Annotated in this window: 11 protein-coding genes; 4 read left to right on the top strand and 7 right to left on the bottom strand. The window is 70.4% G+C overall.

The features are described from left to right. Positions 1-13 precede the first annotated feature (13 nt). On the bottom strand, positions 14-1,123 hold the full coding sequence (locus tag AC0NZN_RS04430) for a DUF8189 domain-containing protein (protein ID WP_474591052.1): 1,110 nt from the start codon (positions 1,121-1,123) through the stop codon (positions 14-16). 108 nt (positions 1,124-1,231) lie between these two features. Continuing rightward, positions 1,232-2,095 carry an SDR family oxidoreductase gene (locus AC0NZN_RS04425; protein WP_474591051.1) on the bottom strand — a complete coding sequence of 288 codons (864 nt, stop codon included), beginning with the start codon at positions 2,093-2,095 and terminating at the stop codon, positions 1,232-1,234. Between the two features lie 190 nt (positions 2,096-2,285). Here AC0NZN_RS04425 and AC0NZN_RS04420 point away from each other — a divergent pair, with 190 nt between their 5' ends. Further along, the gene (locus AC0NZN_RS04420; protein WP_474591050.1) at positions 2,286-2,891 is read left to right on the top strand and encodes an SOUL family heme-binding protein; all 606 of its coding nucleotides are present in this window, start codon (positions 2,286-2,288) and stop codon (positions 2,889-2,891) included. Between the two features lie 17 nt (positions 2,892-2,908). On the opposite strand, the gene AC0NZN_RS04415 is transcribed toward AC0NZN_RS04420, so the two are convergent. After that, a complete protein-coding gene (locus AC0NZN_RS04415; RefSeq protein ID WP_474591049.1) occupies positions 2,909-3,385 on the bottom strand; it encodes a YbaK/EbsC family protein in 477 nt (158 codons plus the stop codon). A 31-nt stretch (positions 3,386-3,416) separates the two neighbouring features. Between AC0NZN_RS04415 and AC0NZN_RS04410 the strand changes: the two genes are divergently transcribed. Next, a complete protein-coding gene (locus tag AC0NZN_RS04410) occupies positions 3,417-5,306 on the top strand; it encodes a heavy metal translocating P-type ATPase (protein WP_474591048.1) in 1,890 nt (629 codons plus the stop codon). Here the strand turns inward: AC0NZN_RS04410 and AC0NZN_RS04405 are convergent. Further along, complete coding sequence (locus AC0NZN_RS04405) at positions 5,290-6,087, bottom strand: methyltransferase domain-containing protein (protein WP_474591047.1); 798 nt, start codon at positions 6,085-6,087, stop codon at positions 5,290-5,292. The genes AC0NZN_RS04410 and AC0NZN_RS04405 overlap by 17 nt on opposite strands. Before the next feature lie 113 nt (positions 6,088-6,200). On the opposite strand from AC0NZN_RS04405, the gene AC0NZN_RS04400 reads away from it, so the two are divergent. Together AC0NZN_RS04400 and AC0NZN_RS04395 are read left to right on the top strand one after the other, a co-directional pair. Continuing rightward, positions 6,201-7,793, top strand: a complete 1,593-nt coding sequence (locus AC0NZN_RS04400; RefSeq protein WP_474591046.1) for an AMP-binding protein — start codon at positions 6,201-6,203, stop codon at positions 7,791-7,793. A gap of 25 nt (positions 7,794-7,818) precedes the next feature. Further along, positions 7,819-8,685: an LLM class F420-dependent oxidoreductase gene (locus AC0NZN_RS04395; protein ID WP_474591045.1), complete on the top strand. Its 867-nt coding sequence runs from the start codon at positions 7,819-7,821 to the stop codon at positions 8,683-8,685. A gap of 4 nt (positions 8,686-8,689) precedes the next feature. Here the strand turns inward: AC0NZN_RS04395 and AC0NZN_RS04390 are convergent, their stop codons facing one another. From AC0NZN_RS04390 to AC0NZN_RS04380, 3 genes are read right to left on the bottom strand one after another with little or no spacing between them, the layout of a single operon-like run. Then, positions 8,690-9,916 carry an MFS transporter gene (locus AC0NZN_RS04390; RefSeq protein ID WP_474591044.1) on the bottom strand — a complete coding sequence of 409 codons (1,227 nt, stop codon included), beginning with the start codon at positions 9,914-9,916 and terminating at the stop codon, positions 8,690-8,692. Beyond that, a complete protein-coding gene (locus AC0NZN_RS04385) occupies positions 9,913-10,536 on the bottom strand; it encodes an ArsR/SmtB family transcription factor (protein ID WP_474591043.1) in 624 nt (207 codons plus the stop codon). The genes AC0NZN_RS04390 and AC0NZN_RS04385 overlap by 4 nt, the downstream gene beginning before the upstream one ends. 43 nt (positions 10,537-10,579) lie before the next feature. Continuing rightward, the gene (locus AC0NZN_RS04380; protein ID WP_474591042.1) at positions 10,580-11,731 is read right to left on the bottom strand and encodes a cation:proton antiporter; all 1,152 of its coding nucleotides are present in this window, start codon (positions 11,729-11,731) and stop codon (positions 10,580-10,582) included. Between the last annotated feature and the right edge of the window lie 41 nt (positions 11,732-11,772).

The raw sequence follows: 11,772 nt of genomic DNA, 5'->3' as shown, positions 1-11,772 counted from the left end.
GCCCAGGCGCGCGTCAGAAGTCGTCCTCCTGGAACCAGACCCGGTGGTCGAAGCCGAGCGCCGCGAGGGCTCGCACGTTCTCGATGTCGGACGGATTCCGCACGACCGTCGCAGGAAGCGTCAGCAGGCCGGTGCCCAGAGACTCCCAGCCCGACCACTCGAAACCCCCGTTCGAACGGTTGCGCCACACGCCGCTGTCGGTGCCGAGTGTGAAGACGTACGGCAGACCGTCCGGTGGCGCGTCGGCGATGGGCGGTGTCATCAGGATGCCGCCGAGGTCCTGCCAGTCGCTCCAGCCGCTGCCGTCCCAGCGGCGGACGTTCAGCGCCCCGCTGCTGGCGGTGGCGAACACATGGAGGAATCGCCCCCACGCCACGGCGTAGGGAGGCGACGAGAACGTGCCGCCCAGAGAGTGCCACTCCGCACCCATGGTGTACCAGATCGCGGAGTCCACTCCGAGGGCGAACACCGCGAATGTCTCTTTCTGCACCACCGCCGCGCGCGGCGCCGACGCGAGAAGGTGACCCAGTGAGATCCAGGGCGTCCAGGAGACACCCTGCCGTGCCCGTGTCCAGAGCGCCTGGTCCGTGCCGCGCGCGAACACGAGGATCTCGTCGTCCAGCTCTCCGAAGAGCACCGCATCCGGTGCGGAGGTGAGGACACCGCCGAGCGATTCCCAGTATCGGGTCACGCGAATCGGCGGGATGACCCCGTCCTCCACGTGCGCCTCGGCCTTGACGACCGGCCCGTGGGTCACCCACGCTCCATCGAGGAACTGCCAGTGCAGGAGTTCGCTGTTCGCGCCCGTGGCGAAGACGTCGATCGACCCGTCACCCGAACGCACTGCCCGCGGTGCCGAGGTGACGACTCCTCCCAACGAGCGCCATGCACTCCATGTCGCGGGCGGCTCGTCGAAGAGGAAGCCGCTCAGCTCCGAACACCACAGCGCCTGATCGATGCCGACCGCGAACGCGAAGAGGTTCTGGTCGGATGGACCCCACGCCGCGAGCTCCGGCCCCAGCGTGAAGACCCCGTCGCCGATCGGCTGGAAGGGCGGGATGCCGGAGACCGGCTGGAACGCATACTCCGTGCCCGCACCCTGCAGGCGTTCCGAATCAGGCATCATCCGCACCAGCTCTCGTCCGCGACGCCGACAACCTTCCCCATGGAGGAGTGCGCAGGGGTCGCGCTGATACGACAGCAGAGTCGGGGGAAACCCTCCTCAGACAGGTCATCGGCGGCCGCCCAGCTCATGTGCACCCGAGTCCACGACACTGACCTGCAGGGGCATGCGGTTGGCGCGGCGGAGGCGTCCCGTGAGAATGCTGCGCACCCCGCGTGTGAGCGTCGTCGCAGGGGTCAGGTACCGGAACTGGGCCGCGTCCGATGTGACGAGTCTGAGGACAGGGCGCGCGGCAGCCTCGGGGGCCTGGCCCCACAGACCGACGACGACCTGCAATGCGCCGAGCCGCCCCTCGTAGCCCGACTGGGCGGTGACGTGCCCCAGAAGGTCGGTCGTCACCAGGCCGGGATTCATGCCGTGCACACGCACCCCGGTGTGCTTGCACTCCCGGCGCAGCGTCTCGGTGAATTGCCGCACCCACCGTTTGCTGGACGCGTATGCGTTCTGCTGTGCGACAGGCCCCTTGTCGCCCTGTCCATAGAGGTTCACGAGGTCGCCATTGCCTTGAGCCAAGAACACGGGCAACGCGACACGCGAACCGTGGAACGTTCCGAGGATGTTCGTGCGCACCACATGGGTGAAGTCGTCGACAGGCGTGGACGCCGTCGGCCCGTAGACGCCGGACGCACCGGCGTTGTTGACCCAGATCGACAGATTCCCGCGGCTGAGGGCCTCATCGCGCAGGGCTTCGACCTCCGCGATCTCGCCGACATCGCAGCGGCACCCCGAGACCGAGATCCCTTCCCGCTGCAACCGCGCGACCGCGGCTTCGACGTGGGCATCCGATCGGGACGCGAGCACGACGGTCGCGCCGTGCAGACCCAGCAGCCGGGCCATGGCCAGCCCGAGACCGCGCGTGGATCCCGTCACCACCGCGACGCGCCCGCGCAGATCCACCCGCCGTGCATCCATGCTTCTCCTCGCGAGCCTCGATGCAGAAGAAGACGGCCCAGCGCTCGACCCTTCACGCATCCGGCACAACGTCACGCGGCACGAGACTCGCGGTCAGGCTATCGCCGCGGCAGGACGTTCTCTCGGGGCTTTGGTCCCGCACGCCCGAGCCGGCCTCCGCCCCGATTCTCGGGCGTATCGTCAGAGGACGATGACGGAACAGCAGCCCTACGAGCTTCTGCGGCGATATGCGGACTTCGAGTTGCGACGGTACCCGGAGCACACCGTGGCAGAAGTGGACGTGAGCGCGTCGTTCGACCGCGCCGGCAACGCCGCCTTCGGTCGCCTGTTCGCCTACATCAACGGTGACAACACGGCCCGACAGTCGATCGCCATGACCGCGCCCGTCGTGCAGCGGGGAACGCCGCCGAGGACGTCCCAGAAGGTGCAGATGACCGCACCGGTCCTCCAGCGCGGTCCCGTGGATGTCGGGCCCGCCGGCGGGAGAGCCGGGACGGGGTACGTGGTCGCTTTTGTGCTCCCGGCGGGAATGACCGAGGAGATGGCGCCCGTTCCCACTGATCCTCGCGTGAGGATCCGGTCCGTTCCGGGCTCAGTGGCCGCAGCTCTCCGTTTCAGCGGCAGCGGATCCGAATCCGCTTTCCTGACGCACTATCAGGAACTGCGGGCCGCCATCGCAGCGGCCGGGATGACCGCCACCGGGGAGCCGCGCTTCGCCCGGTTCGACCCGCCGTTCACACCCTGGTTCCTGCGCCGCAACGAGGTCGTGCAGGATGTCCGGCCCGCCGAACCCTGAGGCGGGCGCGGCATCCGTCAGTCCACCTTGGCGACGGTGCCGCCCGTGAGGCGCACGAGCTCGTCGTAGGTGAGCGGGAACACCGTGTGCGGCGTGCCGCCCGCGGCCCAGATCTCCGGGTAGGCGGCGAGGTCCTCGTCGACGACGGTGGTGAGCGGCGCGGGGTGACCGGTCGGAGCCACACCGCCGATCGCCTGGCCCGTGGCCTCGCGCACCTGGTCGGGAGTCGCCCGCGCGATCCTGCCGCGCCCGAGCCGGGCGGCGAGCGCGGCGGTGTCCACGCGGTGGGCGCCGCTGGTCATGACGAGCAGCGGCTCGTCGTCCGACCAGAACACGAGCGAGTTGGCGATCGCGCCGACGTCGACTCCGAGCGCCTCGGCAGCGAGCACGGCCGTGGACGCGGCATCCGGCAGCACCACGATCTCTCCGGGGATGCCGGCGGCGCGAAGGGCGTCGTGGACGAGCATGCTGCGGGCGGGCAACGAGACGGACATGCAGACAGCGTATCCGTGGCACGCTGGCCCCATGAGGTTCCTGCGGTGGCTCGCTCGGTACCCGATCGTGTGGCTGACGGTGATCGTGCTCATCGTCGTGCTCGCGCTCGGAGCGGCCGGATTCGCACGCACCTCCGCCGGGATCGCCATCGGCTACGTCGCGCTCGTGATCGCATGGACCCTCGTCGGGATGGTCCGCGACGTCCTGCGCGGCCACGTCGGCCTCGACGTCCTGGCCGTCGTCGCGATGGTGGCGACGCTGGCGGTCGGCGAGTACGTCGCCTCGCTCGTCATCGTGCTGATGCTGGCGGGCGGTGAAGCCCTGGAGGACTACGCGGGCCGCCGCGCGAAACGCGAGCTCACCGCCTTGCTCGACCGCTCGCCGCAGATCGCGCACGTTCTCGTGCACCCCGGCTCCGACAGCGACGAGGTGCAGGATGCCGCGGCCGACGACGTCGAGGTGGGCGACGTCCTGCTCATCCGCCCGGCGGAGGTCGTGCCGGTCGACGGCGTTCTGCTGAGTCCGCGCGGATCGTTCGACGAGTCGTCCCTGACGGGCGAGAGCATGCCGGTGCATCGCGCTGCCGGCGACGAGGTGCTCTCCGGAGCGGTCAACGGCTCCCGGGCCGTGCGCATCCGCGCGGTGCGGCGCAGCGCCGACAGCCAGTATCAGCAGATCGTGGCCCTCGTGAAGCAGGCCCAGGAAGACCGGGCGCCGACGGTGCGGCTCGCCGACCGCTTCGCCATCCCGTTCACCGCGGTCTCGCTCGTCATCGCAGGCGCCGCGTGGGGGCTCTCCGGCGATCCCACGCGCTTCGCCGAAGTGCTGGTGCTCGCGACTCCCTGTCCTCTCCTCATCGCCGCGCCCGTCGCCTTCCTGGGCGGTCTCTCACGCGCGGCGAAGGCCGGCGTCATCATCAAGGGCGGGGGCGTGATCGAACAGCTCGCACGCATCCGCTCGGCGGCCTTCGACAAGACCGGCACGCTCACCGAGGGCCGCCCCGACCTCGTCGCCGTCGACCCGGCGCCGGGCTTCGACGCCGACGAGCTCCTGGCCCTCGCCGCATCCGCGGAGCAGTACTCGAGCCACGTGCTCGCCGAGGGCATCCGCCGGGCCGCCGCGGAGCGCGGCATCGCGCTGCGGCCGGCCGCGAAGGCGAGCGAGGCCGCGACCAACGGCGTGACCGCCGTGATCGAGGGACGCAGCGTCCTCGTGGGCAAACCGGCGTACGTGGCATCCATCGCCGCGGACACCGTTCGCCGCGACATCGCCTCCGGCCAGGCCGCGGCCTACGTCGCCGTCGACGGCCGGTTCGCGGGCGTGCTGGTCCTCGCCGACGATCCCCGGCGCGAGGCGGGCGCCGTCGTCTCGTGGCTGCGCACCCACGACGTGGAGCGCGTGACGATGCTGACCGGCGATGCCCGAGCCACAGCCGAGGCCATCGCCCGCACCGTCGGCATCGACGACATCCACGCCGAGCTCCTCCCGCCCGAGAAGGTGCACCTGGCCGGGCAGATACGCCCGCGTCCCGTCCTGATGGTCGGCGACGGCATCAACGACGCCCCCGTGCTCGCCGCCGCCGATGTCGGCATCGCGATGGGCGCGAAGGGCGCGACGGCGGCGGGCGATGCGGCGGATGCCGTCATCCTCACCGACTCGCTCACCAAGGTGGCCGACGCCGTCTCGATCGGGAAGCACACGCTGCGCGTCGCCTACGCCGCGATCTGGATCGGCATCGTGATCAGCATCGCGCTGATGCTGATCGCGACGAGCGGGGTGATCCCAGCCGTCGGCGGAGCGCTCATCCAGGAGGGGGTCGACCTCGCGACGATCCTCTATGCGCTGCGCGCACTCCGCGGACCCGCGACCGGGCTCGAGGTCCCGGCGGTGGAGGACGTGCCCCTCAGCTCCGCGCGATGATCTCGCCGTGCGGCATCAGCAGCCAGCCGTCCTCGCTCGCCGCCCACTCCCGCCAGCCGTCGGAGATGCGCTCCAGCGTCGCCTGGTCGGCCGCACCGAGATCGAGCGCTCGTCGGGCGAAGTCGGATGCGACGACCCGATCGGCCCACATGCCGCCCCACCACGCGCGGTCCGGGGCATCCTCGAACAGCCACGTCGTGGCGCTCGAGACGACGCTCGCGAAGCCCGCCTCCCGCGCCCACGCCTTGAGGCGGCGGCCCGCCGCGGGCTCCCCCGACGAGCCGCGATGCGTCGCGAGGTAGACCTCGAGCCACTCGTCGAGCGCCGGGATGAGCGGATACCAGATGACGCCCTCGTAGTCGACGTCGCGGGCAGCGACGATGCCGTCGGGCTTCATCACGCGTCGGAACTCCCGCAGCGCGTCCACCGGGCGCTCCAGATGCTGCAGCACCTGATGGGCGTGCACGATGTCGAATGAGTCGTCCCCGGCGTCGAGCGCGTAGGCATCGTCGACGACGAAGTCGACGTTGCGCACTCCGGTCTCGAGAACGAGGGCCGCCGCCTTCTCGACGATCGCCGGCGCCGCATCCACCCCGGTGACGTGCCCGGGAGCGACGCGCGCCGCGAGGTCGAGCGTGATCGTCCCCGGTCCCGAGCCCACGTCGAGCACGGAGAGCCCCGGCCGCAGATGCGGCAGGAGGTAGGCGGCGGAGTTCTCCGCCGTCCGCCACTCGTGCGACCGCAGAACGCTCTCGTGATGACCGTGCGTGTAGCTCGCCATGCCTTGACGGTACTGCAGAAGATCGTCGAGACTGGGTGCCACAATATGTGGCACTCAGTCGCAGGGTTCCCGTGGCATGATGGACGCACAACGGCGGTCAAAGGAGATGCCTCGTGTTCATCAGCCAGTATTCCGACGTCGAGATCCCCGACGTCAGCGTCTACGACTACCTCTTCGCCTCGCTGACCGACGACGAGCTGGGCTTGATCGCGCTCATCGACCCGGCGACGGGCGCAGAGACCACCTACGGCGCTCTCCGCGCCCAGATCGACTGGTTCGCCGGTGCGCTCGCGGCCCGCGGGGTCGGCACCGACACCGTCATCGGGCTGCTGTGCCCCAACATCCCCGCGTTCGCGACGGTGTTCCACGGTGCCTTGCGCGCGGGCGCGACGGTCACCACGATCAACTCCCTCTACACGCCCGGCGAGATCGAGAAGCAGCTGAAGGATGCCGGTGCCACCTGGCTCATCACCGTCAGCCCGCTGCTGCCCCAGGCACAGGTCGCCGCGCAGGCGCACGGCATCCCTCCCGAGAACCTGATCGTGCTCGACGGCGCCCCCGGCCACCCCAACCTCCGCGAGCTCCTCGGCGAGCAGCGTCCGGCGCCCGACGTGTCGTTCGACCCGGCGACCCACATCGCCGCACTGCCCTACTCGTCGGGCACGACCGGCATCCCCAAGGGCGTCATGCTCACACACCGCAATCTCGTCGCGAATGTCGCGCAGTGCCGCGCCAGCCTCGATCTCGCATCGACCGACCGGGTGCTCGCGGTGCTCCCGTTCTTCCACATCTACGGCATGACCGTGCTGCTGAACCTCGCGCTCCGCCAGCGCGCGAGCCTCGTCACGATGCCGAAGTTCGACCTCGTCGAGTTCCTCTCGAACATCCAGAAGTACGGCTGCACGTACCTCTACATCGCGCCGCCCATCGCGGTCGCGCTCGCCAAGCATCCGATCGTCGACCAGTACGACATCTCGACGGTTCACACGGTCTTCTCCGGAGCGGCTCCGCTCGACGCCGAGACCGCCGAGGCCGCGGGCCGCCGCATCCACGCCCACGTGCTGCAGGGCTACGGCATGAGCGAGTCGAGCCCCGTGTCGCACGCGATCCCCGTGGACCGACCCGACATCCCGGTCAGCTCGGTGGGCCTTCTCCTGCCGAACATGCACGCGAAGATCGTCGACCTCGACACGGGCGAGGAGATCGTGGAGTTCGACGAGAACGGACTCACCGCACGCGGCGAGCTGTGGATGCGGGGCCCCAACATCATGCTGGGCTACCTCAACCAGCCGCAGGCCACGGCGGAGACGGTGGACGAAGAGGGCTTCCTGCACACGGGCGACGTCGCCGTGTACCACCAGGACGGCTACTTCGCGATCGTGGACCGCGCCAAGGAGCTCATCAAGTACAAGGGCTACCAGATCGCTCCCGCGGAGCTCGAGGCCCTGCTGCTCAGCCACCCGAAGGTGATGGATGCCGCCGTCATCGGTGTCCTGGATGAGGACAGGCAGGAGATCCCGAAGGCGTTCGTCGTGGCGCGCCCCGACTCGGGCCTCGAGGCTGAGGAGGTGATGGTGTTCGTCGCCGAGAACGTCGCACCGCACAAGAAGGTGCGCGTCGTCGAGTTCATCGACATCATCCCCAAGTCGGCCTCGGGCAAGATCCTCCGCAAGGACCTGCGGGCTCGCGAAGCTCGAGACGCCTGAGCCCGCGCGGGCATAGCCTGGCGTCATGCGCGCAGGAATCCACCTCTGGAACTACACCACGCCCGAGGGCGAGTCGTCGATCGCCCGCACCGTCGCAGACACGGCGACCACCGCCGAAGCCGGCGGCTTCAGCCAGTTCACCGTCATGGATCACTGGTTCCAGATGGAGATCGCGGGCGACCCCGCGGAGCCCATGCTGGAGGCGTTCACGACGCTCGGCTACGTCGCCGCCGTGACGAACACGATGCGGCTCGGCCCGCTCGTCACCGGCGTGACATACCGGCATCCGGGGCTGCTGGCGAAGATCGCGACGACCCTCGATGTGCTGAGTGGGGGGCGGTCCGTTCTCGGGCTCGGCGCTGCCTGGTACGAGCGGGAGCACCACGCTCTGGGCGTGCCGTACCCGGCGCTCGGAGAGCGCTTCGAGCGCCTCGAGGAGGCGCTGAAGGTCGTGACGCAGATGTGGTCCGACGACAACGGGTCGTACGAGGGCGAGCATTACCGGCTGAACGAGACGCTCAACAGCCCGCGGGCGGTGAGCTCACCGCATCCCCCGATCATGATCGGCGGTCGCGGCGAGAAGAAGACGCTGCGGCTGGCCGCGCAGTACGCGCAGATCGTGAACCTCACGGCCTTCGATCCCGACGACGTGGCGCACCTGCTCGATGTGCTGCGCGGGCACTGCGACGCGCTCGGCACCGACTACGACGCGATCGAGAAGCAGATCATGGCGACGCGGCTGCAACCGGACTCCGAGCAGTTCTGGCCGACGATGGAGCGCCTCGCCGGTCTCGGCATCGACCTCGTCGTCTTCGGCGTGCGCCCGAACGACCAGGTCGCGACCGCGAGCCGGCTCGCAGAGGCGGTGGTGCCGCGGCTCGCCGAGCTCTGACGCGTCAGGGCCCGGCGGCCTCCGCCGACAGCTGACGTGCGGCGCCCGTGAAGGCGAGCACGGCTGCGGCGGCGACCGCGAACACCGTCGCGAAGATCAGGATGCGGTAGTCGACGAGGGCGATGATCGACGCGCCCAGGATGCTGAACATCGTCTGCGGCACGTTGATCGCGACGTTGCCTGCTGCCGCGGTCCGACCCTGCAGCTCCGCGGGCGTGCGGCGCTGGCGCAGCGTCGCGAAGCCGACGGCGACGAGCGGGATGCCGAAGCCGATGACCGGCAGGCCGATCGCGGCGAGGACCAGCGAGGTGCCGGCCGTGGGCAGTGCGCCGATCGCGACCATGAGGAGGCCCAGCGCCACGGTCCGCGATTCGCCGAGCCGGCGCACGAGCATCGCGGAGAGGACCCCGCCGACGACGGCGCCGACGCCCTGCAGAGGGACGAGCCACCCGAGAGCGGATGCCGGCAGGTGCAGCCCCTGGTCGAGCGTGGCGAACACCGTGACGTTGAGGAGGCCCACCGCGGCGAAGGCGATGACGAGTGCGAGGGTCAGCCGGTTCAGCGGCGTGGTCCGCGCCAGATGCGCGAACCCGGCGCCGAGCTCCGGGACGTAGCGACCGCGGGCGGCACGCGGTGCAGGAGCCGACTCCGTGACGCCCACGCGGGTCATCTGCACGGCCGCGAGGCCGAACGAGATCGCGGTCAGCAGCACCACGGCATCCGGTCCCGCCGCGACGTACAGGGCTGTCCCGATCAGCGGCGAGACGAGCCGGAACCCCTGATCGATGGTGGTCAGCGCGCCGTTGGCCGAGCCGAGGGCGTCGTCGTCGACGAGGTCGCGGATGAGGCCCGACTGCGCGGCCGCGAGGAGATAGCCCATCGCCCCGTAGAGGAAGACGACCAGGTAGACGATCCAGAACATGCCGGTCGGCGTCACGAGCAGCAGGCAGAGGACGATCGGCACCATCGCGGCCATCGACCAGGCCATGAGCCGTTTGCGCGAGACGCGATCGGCCACGGCGCCGAGGAACGGGGCGATGAGGGCGGGCAGCCCGAGGGCGATGAAGACGGTGGCCGCCGCGGCATCCGAGTGGGTGAGGTCCTTCACCCACACGGCGGCCATGAGGTACAGGGCGCTGTCGCCGAGATTCGCGAAGACCCACGTCAGTGTGAGCTGCCGGAAGCCGCGCACCTCCCAGGCCGGCAGCCGGCGCGCGAGGGCGGCGTTCATCGGTCCGCCTCGGGCGTCTGCGCCGCGTACGGCGACGACCAGGGCTCGGGGTTCGCCACCGCGACCATGCGCGAGAACCGGGCTCCGGGCGGCCGCAGCGACGGGTCGGCGCTGCGTCCCGCGAAGCGGTCGGTGATCTCCTGAAGGTCGCGGCTGAGCTGGGCGAGCTCGTCCGCCGTCGCCCAGAAAGTGCTGCGGGTGAACGTGGACGCCTGTACCCACTGGTCGGGCTCGGCATCCATCTCCGCGAAGAACGAGCGCACCCGCCCCCACTCCGCGTCGATGCCGAGCACCGCGATCTCTCGCATCGCTGCCATGGATCCGGGCTGCTCGGGGTCGGGTCGCATGTCCCACGATCGCGCGACCGGCCGCCACGGCTTCTCACGCCCGCGCGCCTGCGCCCGCTCGATGAAGCCGTACTTCTCGAGCATGCGCAGGTGGAAGGAGCAGCTCGCGGCCGACTCCCCCAGCGCCTCCGCGCACTGAGTGGCTGTCAGCTCCTCTCGCTCGGTGAGCAGGTCGAACAGCTCGAGGCGGATGGGATGCGCCAGCGCACGCAGCCGCGCAGGGTCGGTGACGCGCGCCTGACCAGGCCGCTCGGGCGGGAAGTTGTCGGCCACGGCACCGACGATAGATCCTAAAGGTTTCTTTCGCAAGACTTCTTTAGGATGTGCCGCCGTCCACCGCGCGACGCGCGCGACGCGAAGCGAAGGCCGTCGCGATCGCCGAGGTGGCGACGGTGAGCAGGCCTCCCAGCAGGATGGCCGCCCCCTCCCCCGGCTGCAGCGCACGGGTCTGGATGCCGAGCGCCACGGCCGCGATCGGCACCCCGAGCTGCCCGGCGGACGCGACCGCTTGCAGCCAGGGCAGCCCCACGGCACGGGCGGCGAGGTGCGCCACGACGGCGCCGAGTCCGAGCAGCACGCCCAGGATCACCATGTTCGGATGGTCGACGAAGGCGCGCAGGTCGATGGATGCGCCGAGCCACACGAAGAAGAGCGGTGCGAAGAAGCCCTCGGTGATGCCGAACAGCTGCCGCGCGAGCCGGCGCGGCTCGCCCACCGCGGCGAGCACCAGCCCCAGCGAGAAGCCCGCGACCATCACCGAGACGTAGGTGAACTGCGCGATGGCGGCCAGGACGAACAGGATCAGCAGGCTGATGCGAAGCTCGAGCGCGAAGTGCCGCCGCTCGGAGAAGTGGTGCACACGACGCCAGGTCCCCGTGCGCTGGAGCCGATGGAGGACGACGCCGAGGATCACCGCGATGGAAGTGATCGCCAGCGCGCCGAGCGCCGCGTCGAGGGCGCGTGCCGGATCCATGACGAGCGGCAGCGCCACGATCGCGGCGATGTCGGCGACAGCGATCTGCGCGATGAGCCGGGGGGCGGAGGTCGCGGCGATGCCCAGCGAGTGCAGCATGGGCAGCACCAGCGCCGCGGATGACGAGGCGAGCAGCACCGCGTACAGCAGGCCGTGCGGCGAGCGGACGGCCACGGCGATCAGCGGCCCCAGGATGACCGCCACGATGCCGACGACCACGGCGGCCAGTGCTCCCCAGCCCACGGCGGCACGCACGCCTGCGTCGCGCACCGGGATCTCCGACCCGATGACGAGCATCGTCAGCCCGAAGCCGATCGAGGCGAACATCGTCAGCGTCGGGTCGGCGGGATCCACCAGCCGGAAGCCCGAGATGCCGATGACGAGACCCGCCAGCAGCTCGCCGATGACGAGCGGGACGCGCCATCCCTCCCGCGCCGCCAGGAGCGGACCCGCCAGCCCCGCCAGCACGATCAGCGCGAGGGTCGAGTAGCTCACGCCGCCACGGTACCGCGCACAGAGACGCGGGGGCGGATGCC

Source organism: Microbacterium sp. sgz311019, from assembly GCF_056135325.1.
Note: the sequence above shows the minus strand (reverse complement) of the source record. Positions and strands in the feature narration are given on the sequence as shown.

Bases quoted from the DNA above. Each gene is read 5' to 3' on its own strand.
- AC0NZN_RS04430 (WP_474591052.1), bottom strand. From the start codon at position 1,123: ATGCCTGATTCGGAACGCCTGCAGGGTGCGGGCACGGAGTATGCGTTC.
- AC0NZN_RS04425 (WP_474591051.1), bottom strand. From the start codon at position 2,095: ATGGATGCACGGCGGGTGGATCTGCGCGGGCGCGTCGCGGTGGTGACG.
- AC0NZN_RS04420 (WP_474591050.1), top strand. From the start codon at position 2,286: ATGACGGAACAGCAGCCCTACGAGCTTCTGCGGCGATATGCGGACTTC.
- AC0NZN_RS04415 (WP_474591049.1), bottom strand. From the start codon at position 3,385: ATGTCCGTCTCGTTGCCCGCCCGCAGCATGCTCGTCCACGACGCCCTT.
- AC0NZN_RS04410 (WP_474591048.1), top strand. From the start codon at position 3,417: ATGAGGTTCCTGCGGTGGCTCGCTCGGTACCCGATCGTGTGGCTGACG.
- AC0NZN_RS04405 (WP_474591047.1), bottom strand. From the start codon at position 6,087: ATGGCGAGCTACACGCACGGTCATCACGAGAGCGTTCTGCGGTCGCAC.
- AC0NZN_RS04395 (WP_474591045.1), top strand. From the start codon at position 7,819: ATGCGCGCAGGAATCCACCTCTGGAACTACACCACGCCCGAGGGCGAG.
- AC0NZN_RS04390 (WP_474591044.1), bottom strand. From the start codon at position 9,916: ATGAACGCCGCCCTCGCGCGCCGGCTGCCGGCCTGGGAGGTGCGCGGC.